The 19,925-nt window shown below is 72.8% G+C and carries 19 protein-coding genes; 12 read left to right on the plus strand and 7 right to left on the minus strand.

Going from position 1 to position 19,925, the window contains the following annotated elements; all coding sequences use genetic code 11:
* Positions 1–6: 6 nt before the first annotated feature.
* From ACVFI9_RS04690 to ACVFI9_RS04710, 5 genes are all read left to right on the plus strand, one after another.
* Positions 7–1,968: a sensor histidine kinase gene (locus ACVFI9_RS04690; RefSeq protein WP_474766372.1), complete on the plus strand. Its 1,962-nt coding sequence runs from the start codon at positions 7–9 to the stop codon at positions 1,966–1,968.
* A complete protein-coding gene (locus ACVFI9_RS04695; RefSeq protein ID WP_474764886.1) occupies positions 1,965–4,052 on the plus strand; it encodes a sensor histidine kinase in 2,088 nt (695 codons plus the stop codon). Before ACVFI9_RS04690 ends, ACVFI9_RS04695 begins: the two co-directional genes overlap by 4 nt.
* Positions 4,053–4,107: 55 nt before the next feature.
* On the plus strand, positions 4,108–4,770 hold the full coding sequence (locus tag ACVFI9_RS04700) for a response regulator (RefSeq protein ID WP_474764887.1): 663 nt from the start codon (positions 4,108–4,110) through the stop codon (positions 4,768–4,770).
* A 197-nt stretch (positions 4,771–4,967) separates the two neighbouring features.
* The gene (locus ACVFI9_RS04705) at positions 4,968–5,708 is read left to right on the plus strand and encodes a hypothetical protein (protein WP_474764888.1); all 741 of its coding nucleotides are present in this window, start codon (positions 4,968–4,970) and stop codon (positions 5,706–5,708) included.
* A gap of 112 nt (positions 5,709–5,820) precedes the next feature.
* On the plus strand, positions 5,821–7,344 hold the full coding sequence (locus ACVFI9_RS04710; protein ID WP_474764889.1) for an ATP-dependent DNA ligase: 1,524 nt from the start codon (positions 5,821–5,823) through the stop codon (positions 7,342–7,344).
* A 10-nt stretch (positions 7,345–7,354) separates the two neighbouring features.
* Here ACVFI9_RS04710 and ACVFI9_RS04715 read toward each other — a convergent pair whose 3' ends face one another.
* On the minus strand, positions 7,355–8,584 hold the full coding sequence (locus ACVFI9_RS04715; protein WP_474764890.1) for an MFS transporter: 1,230 nt from the start codon (positions 8,582–8,584) through the stop codon (positions 7,355–7,357).
* Between the two features lie 76 nt (positions 8,585–8,660).
* Here ACVFI9_RS04715 and ACVFI9_RS04720 point away from each other — a divergent pair, with 76 nt between their 5' ends.
* Complete coding sequence (locus ACVFI9_RS04720) at positions 8,661–9,251, plus strand: CGNR zinc finger domain-containing protein (RefSeq protein ID WP_474764891.1); 591 nt, start codon at positions 8,661–8,663, stop codon at positions 9,249–9,251.
* Here the strand turns inward: ACVFI9_RS04720 and sigJ are convergent.
* Complete coding sequence (sigJ, locus tag ACVFI9_RS04725) at positions 9,214–10,116, minus strand: RNA polymerase sigma factor SigJ (RefSeq protein WP_474764892.1); 903 nt, start codon at positions 10,114–10,116, stop codon at positions 9,214–9,216. The two genes, ACVFI9_RS04720 and sigJ, sit on opposite strands and share 38 nt — an antisense overlap.
* A gap of 142 nt (positions 10,117–10,258) precedes the next feature.
* Between sigJ and ACVFI9_RS04730 the strand changes: the two genes are divergently transcribed.
* Entirely contained in the window at positions 10,259–10,714 is a 456-nt protein-coding gene (locus ACVFI9_RS04730; RefSeq protein WP_474764893.1) for a hypothetical protein, read from the plus strand.
* Entirely contained in the window at positions 10,711–11,472 is a 762-nt protein-coding gene (locus tag ACVFI9_RS04735) for an SDR family oxidoreductase (protein ID WP_474764894.1), read from the plus strand. Before ACVFI9_RS04730 ends, ACVFI9_RS04735 begins: the two co-directional genes overlap by 4 nt.
* A gap of 45 nt (positions 11,473–11,517) precedes the next feature.
* On the opposite strand, the gene ACVFI9_RS04740 is transcribed toward ACVFI9_RS04735, so the two are convergent.
* Positions 11,518–12,489 carry an NAD(P)/FAD-dependent oxidoreductase gene (locus ACVFI9_RS04740; protein WP_474764895.1) on the minus strand — a complete coding sequence of 324 codons (972 nt, stop codon included), beginning with the start codon at positions 12,487–12,489 and terminating at the stop codon, positions 11,518–11,520.
* Positions 12,490–12,559: 70 nt separating this feature from the next.
* Here ACVFI9_RS04740 and ACVFI9_RS04745 point away from each other — a divergent pair, with 70 nt between their 5' ends.
* Entirely contained in the window at positions 12,560–13,132 is a 573-nt protein-coding gene (locus ACVFI9_RS04745; RefSeq protein ID WP_474764896.1) for a helix-turn-helix domain-containing protein, read from the plus strand.
* A gap of 17 nt (positions 13,133–13,149) precedes the next feature.
* Here ACVFI9_RS04745 and ACVFI9_RS04750 read toward each other — a convergent pair whose 3' ends face one another.
* Both ACVFI9_RS04750 and ACVFI9_RS04755 read right to left on the minus strand, forming a co-directional pair.
* Complete coding sequence (locus ACVFI9_RS04750) at positions 13,150–14,253, minus strand: DNA glycosylase AlkZ-like family protein (RefSeq protein WP_474764897.1); 1,104 nt, start codon at positions 14,251–14,253, stop codon at positions 13,150–13,152.
* A gap of 127 nt (positions 14,254–14,380) precedes the next feature.
* Entirely contained in the window at positions 14,381–15,901 is a 1,521-nt protein-coding gene (locus tag ACVFI9_RS04755) for a glycosyltransferase family 39 protein (RefSeq protein WP_474764898.1), read from the minus strand.
* Between the two features lie 129 nt (positions 15,902–16,030).
* Here ACVFI9_RS04755 and ACVFI9_RS04760 point away from each other — a divergent pair, with 129 nt between their 5' ends.
* Both ACVFI9_RS04760 and ACVFI9_RS04765 read left to right on the plus strand, forming a co-directional pair.
* On the plus strand, positions 16,031–16,477 hold the full coding sequence (locus tag ACVFI9_RS04760) for a VOC family protein (protein WP_474764899.1): 447 nt from the start codon (positions 16,031–16,033) through the stop codon (positions 16,475–16,477).
* Positions 16,478–16,669: 192 nt separating this feature from the next.
* On the plus strand, positions 16,670–17,338 hold the full coding sequence (locus ACVFI9_RS04765) for a DUF6766 family protein (RefSeq protein WP_474764900.1): 669 nt from the start codon (positions 16,670–16,672) through the stop codon (positions 17,336–17,338).
* 27 nt (positions 17,339–17,365) lie between these two features.
* Here the strand turns inward: ACVFI9_RS04765 and ACVFI9_RS04770 are convergent, their stop codons facing one another.
* Positions 17,366–17,782 carry a cupin domain-containing protein gene (locus ACVFI9_RS04770; RefSeq protein ID WP_474764901.1) on the minus strand — a complete coding sequence of 139 codons (417 nt, stop codon included), beginning with the start codon at positions 17,780–17,782 and terminating at the stop codon, positions 17,366–17,368.
* Between the two features lie 91 nt (positions 17,783–17,873).
* Here ACVFI9_RS04770 and ACVFI9_RS04775 point away from each other — a divergent pair, with 91 nt between their 5' ends.
* The gene (locus ACVFI9_RS04775) at positions 17,874–18,863 is read left to right on the plus strand and encodes an ArsR/SmtB family transcription factor (protein WP_474764902.1); all 990 of its coding nucleotides are present in this window, start codon (positions 17,874–17,876) and stop codon (positions 18,861–18,863) included.
* Positions 18,864–18,976: 113 nt separating this feature from the next.
* Here the strand turns inward: ACVFI9_RS04775 and ACVFI9_RS04780 are convergent, their stop codons facing one another.
* Positions 18,977–19,729 (minus strand): hypothetical protein, encoded by a 753-nt coding sequence (locus tag ACVFI9_RS04780; RefSeq protein WP_474764903.1) that lies wholly within the window; start codon positions 19,727–19,729, stop codon positions 18,977–18,979.
* Positions 19,730–19,925: the final 196 nt, after the last annotated feature.

The following is a 19,925-nucleotide window of genomic DNA, read 5'->3' on the forward strand; positions in this document are numbered from 1 at the left end:
GTGACCATGCAGGACGCCACCGGGGCCGCGCCGTCGGCGCTGCCGCCCCGGCGATCCGGGCAGCAGGCACTGCGCACGCCGGCGTTCTGGGCTGGCGTCGCCATCGTGGTGCTGGCCTGGTTTCCGGTCGTGGTCACCGCGGTGGTCATGACGGCCGCCGAGCGCTCGTGGGAGGAGCTGCTGCGGCTCGTCGTGGCGGCCGTCGTCTACGCGCCCGTCGCCGGGATCGTCATCACGCGGCGACATCCGGTGATCGCCGTCATCCTGGGAGCGCTCGCGATCAACAGCGGGTGGCTGGCGCTCGCCCTGGCCGCCCGGGCGGCCGGGTGGGATGTGCTCGAGTCGACCCTCGACGTCGCGTTCATCTGGCCGCGGGCCGCCGAGACCGCGGCGCTCGCCGTACTGCCGTGGCTGCTGGCACGTCGTCGCGGTCGGATCTGGCGGGTCGGTGTGCTGTTCGGCTCGGCCACGGTCGCGGCGGATGTCGCGATCTCGACGATCCTGGTGCTCGGCGGTGCGCTGCCACGGCCCGTGCTCGTCTCCACGTTCTACGCCTCGATCGCGCTCTTCATCGCGGGCGTGGCGTACCTCGTCGGCGAGTGGCGTCGCGGATCACCGCGCGAGCGCGGGGCGCTGGCCTGGCTGGGGCTCGGTGGCGTCCTGCTCGTCCTCGGCTACGCGCGGGTCGTGGCCGACCTGCCCGCCCCGTTCGCCACGATCGGCGACGCGGCGTTCGTGCTCGCCCAGGGCGTGCTGCCCACGGCGATCCTCGCCGTCGTCCTCGGCGGCGAGGCACTCGGCAGCGACCGCCGCCTCGCCACCGGCACCATCTGGGCGCAGTCGATCGCCGTGGCCGTGAGCCTCTACCTCATCGTCTTCGAGGCCGCCGAGCTCGTCGGCCTCGAGCCCGCGCTCGCCGGCGCGTTCGCCGCGGGTGCACTCGCGCTCGCCTTCTCGTCGGTGAGCCGGTTCGTCCGCCGGCACACCGAGCGCCTGTACTTCGGGGATGCACCGCGAGCGCGCGACGTGCTCGGCCGGCTCGGGGAGCACCTGGCCGACACGCGCGATGCCGCCACGGGACTGCGGAACCTCGCCGAAGCCCTGCGTGCCGGCTGGGGTCTCGCCTCGGTCGAGATCGTGCCCGCGTCGGGCGGCGGCGCGGTGCGGGTGGGCTCACCAACGGCGACGGGACTCACCGCAGAGCTGCACGCGGGCGGCCGCGGCGTGGGCACGATCGAGCTCACGAGCGAGGACCCGACAGTGCTGCGCGAGTCGGTGCAGCCGCTCCTCCAGGAGATCGCGGGGCTCATCGCGGTGGCCGTGCTGCTCGCCGACGTCAACCGGGAGGTCGCCGAGACCCGCCAGCGCATGCTCGGGGTGCGCCGTGAGGAACGACGGATGCTTCACCGTGAGCTCCGCGACGAACTGGCGCCCTCGCTCGCCGGCATCGGCTTCGGCATGGCGGCAGCGCAACGCCTCATCGCCTCGGGGTCGGACGGGGCTCGGCCGGCGGTCGCCGCACTCCGGGAGCAGCTGGCCGAACGAACCGACGACGTGCGTCAGCTCGCCCGAACCCTGCTGCCCGCGGCACTCGACGAGGGCGACCTCGACGCCGCGCTCGACGAGCTGGCGCGTCGGCTCGGCGGCGACGGCACGACCGTCTCGCTCCGCGCATCGGGCACCGACGTGCTCGAGGCTCGCGTGCAGCTCGCCGTGTACCTGCTGGTCGCCGAGGCGGTGCTCGGACATCGGCGAGCCGGACTCGTCACCCGCATCGACATCGACGTGGCCATCGCCGACGACCGGGTCACGGTTCGGGTCGGGGCCCACGGCGACGCCCCGGCGCCCGCGGTCGCGGGCCGCATGCTCGAAGTCGTCGAGCGCCGTGCGAGCGACGTCGGCGGCGAGGTGCACGTCGTCGAGCAGGTTCGCGGCCTGCGCGTGCTCGAGGCGGTGATCCCGAGATGAGCCGGCGGCACCTCGGGAGGCGTCTGGCCGCCTACGCCGTCTGGGCGGTGTCCTGGGCGTTCGCGATCGCCTCGCTCGCCATCGCCTGGCGGGCGGGCCTGCCGACGGAGCCCCTGCCGGGGGTCTTCCTCTCCCAGGCCCCGATCGCGATGCAGTCGCGCTTCGACGACATCGGCGTCGCCGTGGCGCTCGTGTACGGCCCGGTCAGCGCGCTGATCCTCGCGCGCCGGCCGCATCCGGTCGGGGTCATCCTCGCCGTGCACGCCGTCGGCTCGGGGCTGGCCGCGTTCGGGCTGCAGTACGGCCTGCTCGGGGCGGAGGTTCCCGGGTTGCCGGCGTGGGGGTTCTTCGCGTTCGCGGCGGGCTGGGGCTTCGTGCCGGGCACGTTCATGACGGCGGCGCTGCCGCTCCTCGTCACGCGCGAGCGCGTGCCGCGCTGGCAGCGTGTCATCGTCGCCGGCTGCGCCGTCGTGGCGTCCGTCGCCTTCCTGCTCAGCCTCACCCAGCAGACGGTGTCCGAGCCGCGGAATCCGCTCGCGATCGATGCGGCCGGCTACCAGGCGGTCGTCTCCGACGTGTACACGCTGCTGTCGTTCATCGCGGTCGCCGTCTCGATCGCCTCGTGCGTGATCCTCGTGATGCGCTGGGTGCGAACGGCCCAGCGCACGCGCGCCGGCATCGCCTGGCTCACGCTCGGGCACGCCTTCCTCACCGCGTCCTACCTGTCGCTCGTTGTGCCCGACGGCGTGGAGCTGCCGTCCTGGGTGGTCGACTTCGGCATGGTCGCGCCCGTGCTCGGGCAGGTGCTCTACCCGGCCGCCATCCTCGTCGTCGTGCTCGGACAGCGGCTGTGGGGCGTCGAACTCGTCGTCAGCCGGATCATCCTGTGGGCGCTCCTCACCGTCAGCGGCGTGTTCCTCTACCTGCTCGTGGTCGCCGTCATTCCCGCGCTCGTGCCGAGCGGCGGCGGCATGATGCTCGTCGCGCCGGTGCTCATCGCGCTCGCCGTGCAGCCGCTGCGGCGCTGGCTCCAGGGGCGCATCGATGCGCTCGTGTACGGCGAGGGCGCCGATCCCGCCCGGCTCCTCGCCCGACTCGGCGACCGCATCGGCGACCTCGAGCCCGGTGCCGCCGGGCTGCAACGGCTGTGCGAGGCGCTACGGCGCGTGCTCCGCCTCGGGGCCGTCGAAGTGCGTTCGGCCGTCACGCCCGCGCTCGCGGCGGGCTCGGGCCGGGCCGACGGCGCGCCGGTGCGACATCCGCTCCTCGCCGGCGACCGGGTGATCGGCGAGTTCGTCGTGCGGCCGCGCGACGGACAGCGCCTCGACCGGCGCACGCTCCGAGTCCTCGACGACATCTCCGGACTCGTCGCCGCGGCGCTGCAGCTGGTGGAGGCGGGGCACGTGCTCGAGCAGGCGCGCGGCGACCTGGTCGCGCTGCGAGCCGCGGAGCGCCGTGCGGTGCGTCGCGAGCTGCACGACGGGCTGGGTCCGTCGCTGGCCGGCATCGGATTCGGCCTCGCGGCGGTCGAGAACCTCCTTCCCGCCCAACCCGAGCGGGCCGAGCGGGTGCTCCGCGAACTCGCCGACGACCTCAATCGCCGCGTGCGGGCGGTGCGCGACCTGGCGGACGAGGTGACCCCGTCGCCGCTCGACGGCGCCACGCTCGCCGAGGCCCTCGACGAGCTCGCCGCGCGGTTCGGCTCGTCGCATCTGCGGGTGGCCACCGTCGTGGACGTCGGGGCCGTGCTGCCCGTCGCAGTGCAGGACGCGATGTACTTCATCGCCGCCGAGGCCCTCGCCAACGCCGCACGGCACGCCGGTGCCCGTCGGATCGACATCGGGGTCGCCCTGCACGACGATGCCGCCGAGGTGCGCGTCACGGACGACGGCGCCGGGATCGACCTCGGCGCACCGCGCGGCGTCGGGCTCCGCTCGATGCGGGAGCGCGCCGAGGAGCTCGGTGGCACGCTCGAGGTGACCTCGGGGTCGACGGGGACGAGCGTGACCGCCCTGATGCCGCTCCGGCCCGCGTCGCGGATGCCGGGACACGCGGCTCTGGCCACCGGGACGCCGGGACCGTGAGGCTCGAGGCAGGCGCTAGCGTGGAACGACGCCGGGCGGGAACGGGGGAGACGGCATGACCGAGGAACGCACCATCACGGTCGCGGTCGTCGACGACCATCCGCTCTTCCGGCGGGGCATCATGTCGCTCCTCGAGACGCTCGGCGGCGTCGAGGTCGTCGGCGACGCGGCATCCGTCGAGGAGGCCATCCACCTGGTCGACCGGGCCGTTCCCGACGTGGTGCTCATGGACCTCGACCTCGGAAGCGGGTCGGGCATCGACGCGACGAGGTCGATCGTGCGGCGGCATCCGTCGGTCGCGGTCCTCGTGCTCACCATGCTCGGCGACGACCAGTCCCTCTTCGCGGCCATGCGGGCCGGCGCGCGCGGCTACCTGCTCAAGGTCGCGTCGCCGCGTGAGGTGGAGCGGGCGATCCATGCGGTGGCCGACGGCGAGGCTCTCTTCGGCGCGGATGTCGCGGCGCGCGCCGTGTCGTTCCTCGCCGCGTCCTCGTCCGAACGCCCGGCCCGGCCGTTCCCCGAGCTGACTGAACGCGAGGCCGAGGTGCTGGAACTCATCGCGCGAGGCCTCGACAACGGCTCGATCGCGCGCACCCTGGTGCTCACCAACAAGACCGTGCGCAATTACGTGTACGGCATCATCACGAAGCTCGGCGCGCCCGACCGCAGCGGGCTCATCGTCATGGCTCGCGACGCCGGCATCGGCGTGAGCGCCTGACGGTTCCGGATGCCGCGAGCCGGCGATTCCCGGCCGGCGCTTCGGGGCCGCCCGGGCGTCGTGTCCCGGCTGGCGTCCCGGGTCGATCGAGGACATCCGCACCTGTGGCTCGGGCCGTCGGGCCGTCGAGCCTGAGACGGTGCCGCGACGTGCGGCCGCGCAGCCCGCGCTGCGTCCCCGCGAATGAAAGCGAGACCATGTCCTCCGCAGCCCGCTCCGCCGCCGCGCCGGCCCTTGCCTCCCACGGCGCCGGCCCCGCGCGTCCCACCCGCTTCCGTGCCTGGCCGCTCTGGGCGGTGCTCGCCGGCGTCGCCGGCTCCGTCGGCACCATGTTCACCGACCTGCGACCCGACGCCGAGCTGGAGGCCGTCGCGCGACAGTCGTTCTACACCGTGACGCCCGCCGACATGGAGACGCTCGACCCGACCCTCGCTCGATACGGCTTCGCCGCCGGGGTCATCGCGATGGTCGCCCTGCTCATCTTCCAGGCGGCCTGGCGCCGCCACGTCGAGACCGTGTTCACCCGGTCGACGGCGGCGCGGGTTGCGAGCGGCGGCATGATCGCGACGGCCGGCGCCGCGATCCTCGGCTACGGCTGGCGCGGCGGGCTCGCCAACTACGTCGGCCCGGAGGCGTCCAACTACGACGAGCAGGGCAAGTTCGTCTACTACATGCTCAACGACTTCGGCGCCTGGATGCCGTGGTTCGGCATCGTGGCCGTCGCCGGCGCACTGGGATGGATGGCCTGGGTGGAGCGCAGCGTCTCGCGCGTGCTCGGCACGTTCTCGGCGATCGTCGGGATCGGCGTCCTCGGCGCGGTGATCGTGAGCGGCGTGCCCGGCCTGCCCGGCGGCGTCATGCCGACGTGGCTCGCGATCGCCGGCATCTGGCTCGCGTTCGGGCGCAGCCGCATCACGCAGGCCTCCGACCTGAGGTGAGCGGCGGCATCCGCTGAGCTGCGCCGCCCGCCGACCGGGACATCGGCGGGCGGTGGCAGGACGCCGCCGGCCCCTCCGGCCCGACGTCGGGGGGTGGTGGCAGACTGACCTCGTGCTGCTCGACGAGCTCGTGACCACGGCCGACGCCGTCACCGCGACGCGCTCGCGGCTGGCGAAGGTCGATGCGCTCGCCGGGCTCCTCGCGCGCCTCGAACCCGACGAGATCGCGCCGGCCGTTGGCTTCCTCGTCGGCAAGCCGAGGCAGGGCAAGGTCGGGGTCGGCTGGCGGAGCGTGGCCGGGGCGATGGGGGAGCACGCCGCGGCGCCCATGCTCACCGTCGCCGAGCTCGACGGCCTGCTCGACCGGTTGGCCGCCACCGCCGGCGCGGGCTCCGCGACCGAGCGGGCCCGGGTGCTGCGCGAGCTCACGGCACGCGCCACCGAGCGCGAGCAGGGGTTCATCCGTCGGGTGCTGATCGGCGAGATGCGCACCGGCGCGCTCGAGGGCGTCGTCACCGACGCCATCGCCAGGGCCGCGGGTCGCACGGGCGAGGTCGTGCGGCGGGCTGCCATGCTCTCGGGGGACCTCGGTGAGACGGCGCGTCTCGCGCTCACCGGCACCGAGGCCGAGCTCGAGGGCGTCGGGCTCGTCGTGGGCCGGCCGGTGCTGCCGATGCTCGCCGCCACCGCCGCGACGCCGAGCGCGGCGATCGAGGCCGTGGGTGAGGCATCCGTCGAGTACAAGCTCGACGGCGCGCGCATCCAGGTGCACCGGGCGGGCGACGAGGTGCGCGTCTTCACCCGCAACCTCGCCGACATCACGCACCGGCTGCCCGAGGTCGTCGACGTGGTGCGACGAATGCCGGTGCGCGACGTCATCCTCGACGGCGAGACCCTCTCGCTCGACGAAGACGGCGCGCCGCGCCCCTTCCAGGACACGATGTCGCGATTCGGTGCGGATGCCGCACGCGAGACGCTGCTGCATCCGTGGTTCTTCGACGTGCTGCACGTCGACGGCCGCGACCTCCTCGACGAGCCGCTCGCGACGCGGCTCGGCGAACTCGAGCGCATCGCCTCCGCCCACCGTGTCCCGGGCGAGATCACGCGCGACCCCGAGGTCGCCGAGCGGGTGTCGCGCGAGGCGCTCGCCGCCGGGCAGGAGGGCGTCGTCGTGAAGGCGATCGACTCGCCGTATGCCGCGGGCCGGCGCGGGTCGAGCTGGATCAAGGTGAAGCCCGTGCACACCTACGACCTCGTGGTGCTCGCCTGCGAGTGGGGATCCGGCCGCCGTACGGGCTGGCTCTCGAACCTCCACCTCGGCGCCCTCGACCCGACGGGCGAGTTCGGCGAGCCGGGCGGCTACGTGATGGTCGGCAAGACGTTCAAGGGACTCACCGACGAGCTGCTGCGGTGGCAGACCGAGTACTTCCCGCAGATCGAGGTGCGCCGCACGGCCAACACGGTGTGGGTGGCGCCGACGACCGTGGTCGAGATCGCGATCGACGGCGTGCAGCGGTCGACCCGCTATCCGGGCGGCATCGCGCTGCGCTTCGCCCGCGTCAAGCGGTATCGCGACGACAAGCGGCCCGAAGACGCCGACACGATCCAGACGCTGCGGGCCCTGCTGCGCGGGTGACGGCCCGACCTCACTGGTCGGCCGGCCCGGGTTCCGGGCGGGGCAGCCGAGCGACCCACATCGGGACGAACGCCACGGCGACGATGACCGCGATCGCGCTCGCGGCGGCGAGGGCCGCGCCGACGCCGGCGACCGCCGCGACGAGCCCCGCGAGCGCCGAGCCGAGCGGCAGCGCACCCCAGCTGATCACGCGGGAGGCGGCATAGACCCGGCCGAGCAACTCGGGAGGAGTCGCCTGCTGCCGGATCACGGCGACGAGGATGCGCCACACGCTCGAGCCCGCCCCGGCGATCACCAGGCCGGTGGCGACGATCCAGAGGTCGGCGCCGAGCGCGGCGGGGAGCACGAGCGCCACCGTGCCCAGGCAGTCGACGAAGAGCAGGGCGCCCGAGCCCAGGCGGCGCTGCAGCGCGTTCGTCACGACGGAGGCCGCGACCCCGCCCGCGGCCATCGCGGTGAGCAGCCAGCCGTATCCCGCGGGCGTCAGCGCGAGCGGGCCCGGTGCCACCGCGTGCACGACGAACACGGCGGCCCACGCGCTCCAGACGAGGTTCATCGCCGCGGTGAGCAGGGTGAGGTCGCGCTGCAGCGGATGCCGCCAGAGGAACGCGAGCCCGTCGCGCACCCGCCCGGGCGGTGCATCCGGTGGGCGGATGCGGGTCGGGACCCGCCGCGCGAGCAGCAGCGCGGCGATCACGGCGACGGCGTACAGTGCGCTGCCCGTGGTGGCGGCGACCGCGGCCGAGATGCCGACGAGCAACCCCGCCAGGGGCGGCCCGGCCAGCTGGTTCGCGACGTTGACGGTCGCCTCCATGCGCGCGTTCGCCGCGGTGAGCCGCGACGGCGGCACGACCGCCGGGATGACCGCGATGAGCGAGGTGTCGACGAGCGTCTCGCCGAACCCGTAGACGACGGCCGCCGTGAACACGAGCGGCACGACCGGCCCGTCGAGCGCGATGCCGACCGCGAGCGTCGCGACGGCGATCGCGCGTGCGGTGTTCGCGAGCACGAGCAGCCGCGGCACCGGGAGGCGGTCGACCACCCACCCGGCGTGCAGGCCGAAGACCGGCCAGGCGAGCGTCATGAGCGTCGTCACGAGCGCGACCTCGCCGGCTGACGCACCCGCGATGAGCGCGATGAGCGGCAGGGCGGTGAGCACGAGCCCGTCGCCGAGATTCGCCGCCCCGGCGCCGAACCAGAGCCGACGGAAGGCGGCGCCCATCATCACCTCACCAGTCATTCGCGTTTCACTGGTAAAACTACTCGGGGCGGGTGTAACCTGTCAACAGGCGTTCACCGGTGAAGGAGGTTCGGGCGTGGTCTTCGAGCACGTTGCCAACGCATTGTGCCTCGAGCTCACGAATTCCGTGCCCGACCGGCGCGACGACGGTCGCGACTGGCTTGCCGACGGCCGCACCGCCGGCAACTGGGCGGCCTCCCTCGGACTCGAACTCGCACGACCGCTCGGCGAGGCCGAACGGGGGGCCCTCATCGAGCTCCGCGAGGTGATCTTCGGTGTCTTCGCGGCGCATGTGGCGGCGGCATCCGTCGACCCGCGAACGCTCGCGGAGCTCACGCGGGAGCATGCCCGCGGGCTGGAGCGCCACGGCTACGTCGCCGACGCCGATGGCTTCCGCCGCGACTGGCCCGAGCGCTGGGACGGCCCCGCACTGCGCGCCGCGTTCGCGAGTTCCGCCGTCGACCTCATGACCGATCCCCGCCTCGACCGCTTGAAGCAATGCCCCGGATGCGGCTGGCTCTTCGTCGACACGAGCAAGAACCGCAGCCGACGATGGTGCTCGATGGAGATGTGCGGCGGGCGTGACAAGGCGCTGCGGCATTACCGCAGGCAGCGCGCCGAATCGGTGATCACCGGTTCCAGGCCGCCAGTTTCTCGGGGTTCATGACCATCCACACGTTGCGGATGCGTCCGTCGCTCGTGCCGAGCGAGACCGTGCCGACGACCTCGTCCGCGGCGCGCACGACGAACCCGAGTTCGCCGTTGACCTCCTCCTCGTCGATCGTGAGGTCGGGCGCCTTCCGCAGGACGCCGAGGATGAACCGGGCCACGTTGTCGGCGCCGACGATCGGCCGCAGCGCCGCCCGCACCTTGCCGCCGCCGTCGCTCACCGAGGTGACGTCGGGGTCGAGCACGGCCACGAGCGCGTCGAGGTCGCCGCTCTCGCAGGCGAGCCGGAACGCGGTCACGAGCCGGACATGCTCCGAGGCATCCGTCGGCGTCGCTCGCAGGTCGCGGATGTGCCGGCGCGCCGACGACGCGAGCTGGCGCGTCGCCTCGGGGGAGCGGCCCACGATCTCGGCGATCTCGGCGAACGGCACCCCGAAGACCTCGTGCAGCACGAAGGCGACGCGCTCGGCGGGCGTGAGCGACTCGAGCACCACGAGCAGCGCCATGCTCACCGAGTCGTCGAGCGTGATGCGGTCGAGCGGGTCCGCCGCGGGCCTCGACGCGGTCGCGGCATCCGTCGAACGCGTCGGCAGCGGCTCGGGCAGCCACTCGCCGACGTAGCGCTCGCGACGCACGCGAGCCGAATCGAGGATGTTCAGGCAGATGCGCGAGGCGACGGTGGTGAGCCAGGCCCGCGGCCGCTCGATCGCATCGCGCTCCGTTTCGGTGAGCTGGAACCAGCGCACGTAGGTCTGCTGCACCACGTCCTCGGCATCGTTCCACGAGCCCAGCATGCGGAATGCGAGGTTCATGAGGTGCCTGCGCTCGTCGAGCAGTTCGCCCAGTCCTTCGGCCTCGCGCACGGTTCCTCCCACGGGTCGGCGGCGGGGCATCCGGTGGCCGCGCCTCTCACCATTCAAGACCAGGCAGCGCGCGCGTTCGTGAGGTCGGATGCCGCATCCGCTCGAACCTCACATCCGATCGTGGTGCCCGGTCGTAGTGGGTATGAGCATCACCTCGAGACGTATCGTCCTCTGGATCCTCAACGCCACCGCCGCCGTGGTCGGCGTCTGGGCCCTGTTCCTCCCGCGCGCCTTCGCCGACGCCTTCCCCGGCTTCGGATTCGCGGCGTGGGTCGGACTCGACGGGCCCTTCAACGAGCACCTCGTCCGCGACGTCGGGGCGCTGTACCTCGCCCTGCTCGCGGCCGGCGTGGTCGCGGCCCTGCAACGGCGAGCGGATGCCTCGGTCGCGGTCGGTGCGGCCTGGCTCGTGTTCTCCGTGCCGCACCTCGGCTACCACCTCGGCCACGTCGAGCACCTGCCGCTCGCCGACGTGGTCGCGCAGTCGATCGCGCTCGCGGCGCCGCTCGTGCTGAGCATCCCGCTGCTCTTCCCAGGGCGAGCGTCACGCACCGCCACGACCACCGCCACGGAGAAGGAACAGGAGCACAGCAGATGAAGATCGCCGTCGCCGGAGGAACCGGGACCGTCGGGCGCCATGTCGTCGACGTCGTCCGCGAGCGCGGCCACGAGCCCGTGATCCTCAGTCGCTCGACGGGAGTCGACCTCGTGACCGGCACGGGGCTCGCCGATGCGCTCGCGGGCGTCCACGCCGTGATCGACGTCTCGTCGACCCAGACCCTGTCGGATGCCGAGTCCCGCGCGTTCTTCGGTGCGGTCACGCGGCACCTGCTCGACGCCGAGGCGGCCGCCGGCGTCGGGGACCACGTCGCGCTCTCGATCATCGGCGTCGATCGCGCGCCGTACGGCTACTACGCGGGCAAGGTGCTGCAGGAGGAGCTCGTGGTGCGCGGATCCGTGCCATGGACCATCCTGCGCGCCGCGCAGTTCCACGAGTTCGGGTCGCAACTGCTGCAACGCATGCAGTTCGGTCCGTTCGTGGTGGTGCCGCGCATGCAGTCGCAGCCGGTGGCCGCGCGCGAGGTGGCCGAGCGGCTCGTCGAACTCGCGACGGGCGCGCCCGTCGGGCGAGTGCCCGACCTCGCCGGCCCCCGAGTCGAGCGCATGGTCGACGTCGTGCGCCGGAGCGCCCGCGCCGCGGGGGTGCGCGCGCTGATCATCGAAGTCCCCGTCCCGGGCGCGTACGGGAAGGCGATGCGCGACGGCACCATGCTCGCGGGCCCCGGCGCCGATCTCGGCACGCGGACGTTCGAGGAGTGGGTCGGCAGCGGTGGCGCTGCGCGCCTCACGCCCTAGCGTCCGCCGTTCGAGGGATCCGGCTCGCGCCACCGAGACGACCGCTCACGCCCCCGGCGCGAGCACGGTCGCCTCGACCGCGGCCCGGATCTCCTCCTCGATGAGGTCGGCGTTGATGGTGGCGCCCGCGACATTGCCCGCTCCGGAGGCCACGGGCACCGACGCGCCCGGATTCACGACGTTGCCCACGGCCCAGACGCCGCGGACGCTCGTTCGCCCGGTCTCGTCGACCTCGACCCAGGGTGCGCCGCCGTGTCCGAGCGCGGTGTCGGCGCCGAGGCCGCGCAGCAGCCCGTCGTTCGGCACGACGCGCGGGTGCAGGAAGATCGCGTCCGCCGCCACGGTGTCGCCGTCGGCGAGCCGGATGCCGCTGAGCCGGCCGTCGGCGTCGATGCTCGTGGCGGCGACGGCGCGCGGTTCGATGTCGATCCCGCGTGCGGTCAGCTCGGCGACCGCGTCATCCGCCAGCTCGGCGTCGTCGGTGAAGATGGTGACGTCGGCAGACCACTGCCGCAGGAGCTGCGCCTGGTGCGGCGACATCGGCCCGGTCGCGAGCACCGCGATGCGCCGGTCGCGCCACTCCCAGCCGTCGCAGTAGGGGCAGACGAAGGCTGCCCGGCCCCATTGCTCGGCGAGGCCGGGGATGTCGGGAAGCCCGTCGCGGAGGCCCGTGGCGACGAGGAGCCGGCGTGCCCGGTGGTGCGCGCCGGACGCCAGGACGACGTCGAAGCCGTGATCGGCTCGGGTGGCCGCGACGGCGTCGTCGGCCGTCACGACGCCGCCGTAGCGCTCGACCTCGGCACGGCCCGTGGCCAGGAGGTCGAGCGGCGACCAGCCGTCGCGGCCGAGCACGCCGTGCATGTGCGCGGCGAACCGGTTGCGCGGCGTGCCCGAGTCGATCACGAGTACCCGTCGCCGGGCCCGCACGAGCATGAGGGCGGCGCTGAGTCCGCCGCTGCCGCCGCCGCCGATGACGATGGCGTCCCAACTGGTGTTCTGCGTGGAGTCGTTGTGCATGCGCCCACTCTCGTCGTAGGCTGCGGATACTGCAACGCACGTTGCCGGAACGGCAAAGAGATGGGCTCCGATGACCGACGACCTCGAGAAGGTGCTCGACGGCGTGGCGCCACGCCTGCGCGAACTGCGGCGGCGTCGCGCATGGACGCTCGCCGAGCTCTCGGCCGAGACGGGCATCTCCGTGTCGACGCTCTCGCGCCTCGAGTCGGGCCTGCGCAAGCCGACCCTCGACCTGCTCATCCGGCTGGCCGCCGCCTACCGGGCCAGCCTCGACGACCTCGTGGGTGCGCCGCAGATCGCGGACCCGCGCATCCACCCGAAGCCGTTCTACCGCAAGGGCCGCGCGATCATCCCGCTGACCCGGAGCAATCCCGACGTGCATGCCTACAAGATCGTGCTGCCGGGCCATCCGCTCGACGCACCCATCGAGCAGGGCGCGCACGAGGGCTACGACTGGGTGTACGTGCTGAGTGGCCGCGTACGGCTCGCGCTCGGCGACGAGGAGCTCGTGCTCGAGGCGGGCGAGGCCGCGGAGTTCGACACCCGGATGCCGCACGGGTTCGCGAGCGCGTCGGAGGAGCCGGCCGAGGTGATCAACCTGCTGAGCACCCAGGGCGAGCGCGTGCACCTCCGGAACGCGTAGCACCCGGCCCTGCCGGATCAGTGCTGCGGCGGGCGGGTGACCTCCACGCCGAGCCAGGCGGCGAGGGCGGCGATCTCGTCATCGACGTCGCGACGCATCGCCGACGTGAACGGCACGTCCTCGTGCACGACGTTGACGACGAGCGCGCCGGCCTTGCGGTCGGCCTTCGCGTCGAGCTTGCCGACCAGTCGGTCGCCGTGCAGGATCGGGAGCGCGAAGTATCCCCACCGTCGCTGTGCGGCCGGCTTGTACATCTCCAGCGTGTAGTCGAACCCGAACAGCTCCGACGCGCGGACGCGGTTGTGCACCAGGCGGTCGAACGGCGAGAGCAGCGCGGTGCGGCCTTCGAACGGCTGACCGAGCCGGTCGAGCTGCTCGGGATCCACGCGCCACTCGCCGGCCACGCCGTCGACGACGGCCGGCTCGCCGGCCTCGCCGACATCCGCGGGCTCCATCGGCTGCTCGGGCGCCTTCGCACGGGCGATGCCGAGCGAGCGGAGCCGGCGCTCGTCTCGCATGCGCCGCGCCTCGCCGGCTGCGAGCTCGGGCACGTCGGCTGGCCAGGCGCGCTCGGCGAGGTCCCAGACGCGTTCGCGCCGACGGCGGCCGACGATCGCCACCTCGCCGCGCATGGCGAGGAACTCGAGCATCTGCGTGACGTTGCGATTCGCCGTCCAGCCGGACGACGGCCACGGCACGACGCTCGTGTCGGGGAGGTCGCGCGAGGTGAGCGGGCCGGCCACCCGAAGCCGCTCGAGCACATCGCGGCGGAACGCGTCGTTGTCGCGAAGCCAGGTCGCGGCGCGCTCCCAGGTGGGCCAGGCCGACATCTCGGGCCGGTAGAGGGCGAGATCCTCGACGGGGCGGATCAGGGCGTCGAGCTCGAAGAGCGAGCGATCGTGCTCGAGGGCGCGCACGAGATCGTCGGGTCGGTACGACGCGCCGAGTCGGCTCCACGCCACGAGGTCGGCGTTCGGCGCGATGGCCGCGGTGGGATCGAGCTGGAGGAAGGTCAGTCGACGAACCATGTCGACCAGGTCGGTGGGCCGGCGCGCATCGAGCAGTTGCGCCCTGACGGCGATGCGCCGGGCCTCGGCGGGGGACAGGCGATGCGGCTCCACGACGCCCACGGTAGCCGAGCCCACCCACGCCGCTCACGACGACGCCATGACGGCGGCCGACGCTCGCGACGGCGGCCCGAACTCGGGCCGCCGTCGCGAGGACCGGCCGCCGTCATGCGCAGGGTCCTCACGGTCCGCGCTCGTACACCGTCACCACGTCGGTCTCGAGCTCCACCTGCTCGGTGAGCTCGAACCCGGCTCCCCGGAGCGTCGCGACGTCGTCGTCGACGCCGTGCGCGCTCCGCGACACCACGACCACGCGCTCGATGCCAGTGAGCCGGCGGTCGACCTCGGCGAGCGGCACCGTGACATCCCACAGCCCGTCCGTCTCGTCGTGCCGCCGGAGGAGCCCGACGTCGACGAGTCCCTCGAACCCGTTCGGATAGGTGTACATGGCGAGGCGCGGGCGTCGCGACGGGCGCACGCTCTCGTCGAACACGATCCCGTCGCCCGGTTCCGTTCGTTCCGCGACCACCTCGGCCAGCACGGGCCAGTCCGTGCCGCCGTTCTTCCAATAGAGCGTGCGCTGCTCGACGTACGCGGGAGCCGCGAGGGCGGCGATCACGCCGACCGACACGACCTGCATCCACCGCCGGGGCAGCGCACCGACGGCGACCGCGATCATGATCGCCGCGCCGGGTGCGCTGAAGGCCAGGTAGCGAGGCGTGTATCCGAGCCCGGCGATCGCCGAGACGAGGATCAGGGCGATCGTCGGCACGGCGATCCACATCCCGCCGAGGAGGAGGAGCCGGCGATCACCGCGTGCGGCGCGATCGGGAAGGCCGACGGCGACGACGATCGAGACCACGATGAACGCCGAGGCGACGAGCGCCAGCACCTCGAGCATGAACCACTGGTCGACGAGCACGCCCTCCACGGTGACGACGCGCCAGCGACGGCTGAAGTCGACCTGCTCGCGCTGCAGCACGGCGATCACCAGGATCGGCGCGGCGACGAGCACCGCCCCGGCCCAGGACCCGAGGAATCGACGCATCCGGATGCCCCGCAGACGCCCCGTCGCGCGGAGTTCGAGCGCCACGACGATGGCGTGCACCGGGATGAGCAACACGAGGTACAGGTAGACGTAGACGGCGACGCCCATCCCGAGCGCATAGAGCCACCACCAGCCCCGCCGCATCCGGCCATCGAGCAGGCGGACCATGAGCAGCGTGAGCCACACCCCGGCGGCGGTCGCGAGCGACAGCGACCTCGCCTCGACCGCGAGGAAGGTGACCCGCGGCAGCACGGTGAACACGGCCGCGGCGATCAGCGCCGTCGGGCGGGTCGAGCTCCGACGCACGAGCAGGTAGAGCCCGGCGGATGCCACGCCGACGGCGATTCCCGACGGCAGCCGAACGGCGAACGGCGAGGCGCCGACGAGATCGATCCAGACGTGCATGAGCGCGTAGTAGAGCCCGTGCACGGCGTCGACGTTCCCGAGCAGCGCCCAGAGGGAGCCCCAGTCCCGCCGAGCGGACATGATGCTCGCGGCCTCGTCGCCCCAGAGCGACGGGATCCAGGACCCGGCGACGCCGAGGAGGCTCGCGGCCGCGCCGACCACCACGGCGACGCGCCCGTCGCTCCACCGTGGGTTCGCGGCATCCGCGAGGCGCGAGCCGGACCTGCCCGACCTGCCAGTCAGCACCATCACTGCCATGCTCCGCCCTGCGCTCGAGATCCGCGAGGGGCTTGCGAAGCCGCGGGCACATCAGTGGGTCTGGAGGTCGGGCCGGGACCGGGCGTAGCCTGAGCGCGTTCGAGACCTGAGGGGGGGATCATGGCGAATCTCGTCGTGCACTTCGAGATCTACGGTTCCGAGCCCGAGCGGCTCATCGACTTCTACTCGGCGCTGTTCGGGTGGAAGATCACGCGAGCCGGCGACATGGAGTACTGGCTCATCGAGACCGGCGAGGGCTCGATCGGTGCCGACGCGCCCGGCTACGGCATCAACGGCGGCATCTCGCGACGCGAGGGACCGCGCCCCGAGCCCGGAGCCCCCGTGAACGGCTGCGACATCGTCGTCGGAATCGAGGGCGACGTCGACGCCATGTTCGCGAAGGCCCTGGAGCTCGGTGCGACGGAATCGGTGGCGCCCAACGACATGATGGGAGTCGGGCGTGCCGCGTACCTGTTCGACCCCGATGGGAACCTCTTCGGCATCCTCTCGCCGGTGCTCTCCGACGGCACGGACGTGAGGGAGATGCCCGGCGCGCTCGGCAGGTGAGCGCGACGGGGACGGGGTGCGAAGCGGAGCAGATCCTAGTCCGGCTCGCCAACGCTCCGCATCCCACTGCCGGACGAACGGCTCCAGGGGCTACCGTCGGCACATGAGAGTCGTCTTCACGTCGTGGCTCGCGGTGATCGCGGTGGGCCTGGCCTACATGCTCGCGATCGCGTCGATGGGCAGGTGAGTGGCATGCGCGTTCGAGAACATGGACTCAGCATCGCCTTCGGCGTGCTCTTCGCCCTCGCACTGATCGGCCAGTCGATCGCCGGGCTGGCAGAGTACAACGAGATGCAGGCATCGCACGGCTCGCCGCCCGTCGGCTACGGCGAGTTCATCACGTCGTCGGAGTTCGTCGTCGACGTGGCCGAGAACTGGCAGTCGGAGTACCTGCAGTTCTTCCTCTTCATCTTCGCGACGATCTGGCTCGTGCAGAAGGGCTCGCCCGAGTCGAAGAAGCCCGGTGAGGAGGGCCTCGGCACCGACCGGGACCAGCTGCTGGGCGAGCATGCGCGCGCCGACTCGCCCAAGTGGGCCAAGGCGGCCGACTGGCGCCGCACGATCTTCTCGAACTCGTTGCTGCTGGTGATGGGCGTCATCTTCCTCCTGTCCTGGCTGGCGCAGTCCCTCGCGGGCGTCGTCGTGTTCAATTCCGAGCAGGTCGAGCACGGGCAGGACGTGATCTCGTGGGCCGAGTACCTCGTCTCGGCGGACTTCTGGAACCGCACACTGCAGAACTGGCAGTCGGAGTTCCTCGCCGTCGGCAGCATGATCGCCCTGTCGATCTACCTCCGCCAACGCGGGTCGTCGGAGTCGAAGCCGGTCGGTGCGCCGCACGCCGAGAGCGCCGTCTCGGGGTAGCGGGCGCCGGCTGCCGTAGTGGCGCCGTCAGGCGTCGACCTCGTCGGCGTTCTCCTGGATGATCGTGTCCGACGGGTGGATGCCGAGCACCTTGAGGCGACCGGTGCCCACGTTCTTGAAGCCGTGCCAGAGGCCGGCGGCGCACGTCGCGGTGTCGCCCGCCGTGGCGACGAACTGCTCGTCGCCGACGGTGAAGCGGGCCTCGCCCTCGAACACGATCCAGGTCTCGGAGTACGGATGCCGGTGCAGATCGGGCCCCTGCCCGGGTTCGGCATTGACGAGGAAGTACGAGATCGCCGAGCCGTGGTCCCGGCCCTCGAACCGCAGGGTTCCTCGCGTGCCGACGCGGAGCGCCTCGGCGTGCACGAGCGCGGCGAAGCGCGCGGGGTCGTTGGGTGCGGGGTCGGCCGATGCAACGGTGTTCTCGAGGTCTGCGAGCGTCATGGTGATGGTCCTTTCGGTGTTGCGGATGACCCGTCGTCATCCGATGCCGACAGGCTCCCGCCGGGGCATCCGTCGTCGATACCATTTCGACGTGGATCGAAAGTACGTGGACTTCCGGCTGGCACCGGACGACATCTCGGCGATCCGGTTCGGCGTCTCGCCGGGGCATGAGCTGTGCAACGCGGTGCGCGTGCTGCAGCGGCCCGAGGATCAGCCGATGCAGTGGGGGTGGCTGCGCTCGGTACGCGACCGGGTGCCACGCGAGCCCTTCGCGCTCATGTCGACCGTGATCGGGGCCGATGGCTACTTCCCCGACTTCTTCACGGCCACCCCGAGTTGGGACATGTCGCCCGCCGACGAGGCCGAGCGGCTGCGCGCCGTGCCGGCCGACCTGTTCCGTGCCGACCTCACGAAGATGCTCGCGCGGTCGAGCGGGCGTCGGCACGACGCCATCGCGCGCATGATGGAGCATCCGGAAGCCTCCCGCGACCGCATCGCCGACGCCTGGGCCGAGCTGTGGGACGCGTTGCTCGCGCCCGTGTGGACGCAGCTCGAGCGCATCCTGCGGGCGGACATCGCCGTGCGGTCGCGGCGCGTGGCCACCGACGGCATCGGCGCCATGGTGAGGGCGCTGCACGAATCGGTCGCGTGGCACGGCGACGCGGTGCGGGTGCGCCTGCGCCGGCACAGCGAGCTCGTCGACTGCCGAGGCATCGGCCTCGTGCTCGTGCCGTCGGTGATGAGCTCGCACCGCTGCGCCGTGCTCACCGAGCCGCCCGCCCAGCCCACGCTGTTCTACCCGGCGCAGGGCGTGACCGAGACGTGGGCGCGCGACCCCGAGGCGGCGTCGCGCTCGCTCGGCGCGCTGCTCAGCCCGGCGCGTGCCGAGATCCTGCTCAGCGCGCACGACCCCCGCACGACGTCGCAGGTCGCGGCCGACTGCGGGCTCGCCGTGTCGACCGCGTCGCATCACCTCACGGTGCTCCGCAACAGCGGCCTCGTCTCGAGCGTGCGCGACGGCGCCCGGGTGCTGCACGTGCGCACGCCGCTCGGTGAGGCGCTCGTCGGCGCGACGATCTGAGGGCGGCGCCCTGTGCGCCACGACGGCGCGCTGTGCGCCACGACGGCGCCCTGTGCGCCAGTTGCACTGGCGCACAGGGCGGCGAAGTGGCGCGGGCGCGGGCGCCGCGACACTCAGCGTGCGGCGACGAGACGAATGCCGGCGACGACGAGGGGCGCGTAGCAGACGAGCGCGATGATGACGCCGATCGGGCCGAGGCCGAACGCGGGCACCACCCACGGCAGGAACCCGAGGGGTGCGATCCACCACGAGACGGCCTTCGCGCGGGCGAGGGCGAGCGACAGCAGCCCCATGCCGAGCAGTGCCGAGCCCATGGCGGAGAACTGCCAGATGGCCGAGGTCCACTCCTTGGCCGTCGAGTCCATCAGCACGGCGTCCTCGATCGCGAGCGTGTTGCCGGCGCTGATGAGGAACCAGTCCGACAGCAGCAGGCCCGACATCTGGATGGCGCCGAACGCCACGAGCACCGCGGCGATCGGGAGGAAGATCCGACCGCGGCGTCCCCGCAGCAGGCCGAGCGTGGCGAGCGCGCCGAAGGCGAGGGCGACCCATCCGTAGTGCAGCAGGTTCGCCGACCAGAGGCTGAGTGCCGGGTCGGCCGCGAGCGATTCGATGTAGCCCGCGGTGCCGGGCGACGTCTGCTGCGGCGAGGTGAGCATGCCGCCCGTGAACAGCAGCGGGGCCGCGATGAGTCCGGCGCCGCCGAGGCGCTGCAGGCGGTTCGGGCGCACGGGGCCGAGGTCGTCGGCCGCCTTCGGCGTGCGCCCGCTCGCAGCCCGCTGCGCCACTTCTGCTGGCGCATCGGGCGCCGAGGTGGCGCGATCGGGGGCGGGCGTGGTGGGCGTCGCGGTGGCGAAGAGATCCATGTCGTTTGTGCCTTTCGAGAGTTCCGGGTTGGTGATCCCAGATTCCCGGGGGCGCGACCCGGGCCCACAGGGAGCCGTGTCCCGCGGATGTCCCGACCCGCGCCCGGGACAGCGGCACCGGTCCGGCGTCCGCACGTTCTGGTCCAGAATTCAGGAACGGGGAGCGCGGCCAGCCCGGTCGGCGCGGCGATTCGCC

The sequence above is a fragment of the Agromyces sp. NSFZ genome (genome assembly GCF_056156205.1).

Bases quoted from the DNA above. Each gene is read 5' to 3' on its own strand.
- ACVFI9_RS04690 (WP_474766372.1), top strand. From the start codon at position 7: ATGCAGGACGCCACCGGGGCCGCGCCGTCGGCGCTGCCGCCCCGGCGA.
- ACVFI9_RS04695 (WP_474764886.1), top strand. From the start codon at position 1,965: ATGAGCCGGCGGCACCTCGGGAGGCGTCTGGCCGCCTACGCCGTCTGG.
- ACVFI9_RS04700 (WP_474764887.1), top strand. From the start codon at position 4,108: ATGACCGAGGAACGCACCATCACGGTCGCGGTCGTCGACGACCATCCG.
- ACVFI9_RS04705 (WP_474764888.1), top strand. From the start codon at position 4,968: ATGTCCTCCGCAGCCCGCTCCGCCGCCGCGCCGGCCCTTGCCTCCCAC.
- ACVFI9_RS04715 (WP_474764890.1), bottom strand. From the start codon at position 8,584: ATGACTGGTGAGGTGATGATGGGCGCCGCCTTCCGTCGGCTCTGGTTC.
- ACVFI9_RS04730 (WP_474764893.1), top strand. From the start codon at position 10,259: ATGAGCATCACCTCGAGACGTATCGTCCTCTGGATCCTCAACGCCACC.
- ACVFI9_RS04735 (WP_474764894.1), top strand. From the start codon at position 10,711: ATGAAGATCGCCGTCGCCGGAGGAACCGGGACCGTCGGGCGCCATGTC.
- ACVFI9_RS04740 (WP_474764895.1), bottom strand. From the start codon at position 12,489: ATGCACAACGACTCCACGCAGAACACCAGTTGGGACGCCATCGTCATC.
- ACVFI9_RS04745 (WP_474764896.1), top strand. From the start codon at position 12,560: ATGACCGACGACCTCGAGAAGGTGCTCGACGGCGTGGCGCCACGCCTG.
- ACVFI9_RS04755 (WP_474764898.1), bottom strand. From the start codon at position 15,901: ATGGTGCTGACTGGCAGGTCGGGCAGGTCCGGCTCGCGCCTCGCGGAT.
- ACVFI9_RS04760 (WP_474764899.1), top strand. From the start codon at position 16,031: ATGGCGAATCTCGTCGTGCACTTCGAGATCTACGGTTCCGAGCCCGAG.
- ACVFI9_RS04765 (WP_474764900.1), top strand. From the start codon at position 16,670: ATGCGCGTTCGAGAACATGGACTCAGCATCGCCTTCGGCGTGCTCTTC.
- ACVFI9_RS04770 (WP_474764901.1), bottom strand. From the start codon at position 17,782: ATGACGCTCGCAGACCTCGAGAACACCGTTGCATCGGCCGACCCCGCA.
- ACVFI9_RS04780 (WP_474764903.1), bottom strand. From the start codon at position 19,729: ATGGATCTCTTCGCCACCGCGACGCCCACCACGCCCGCCCCCGATCGC.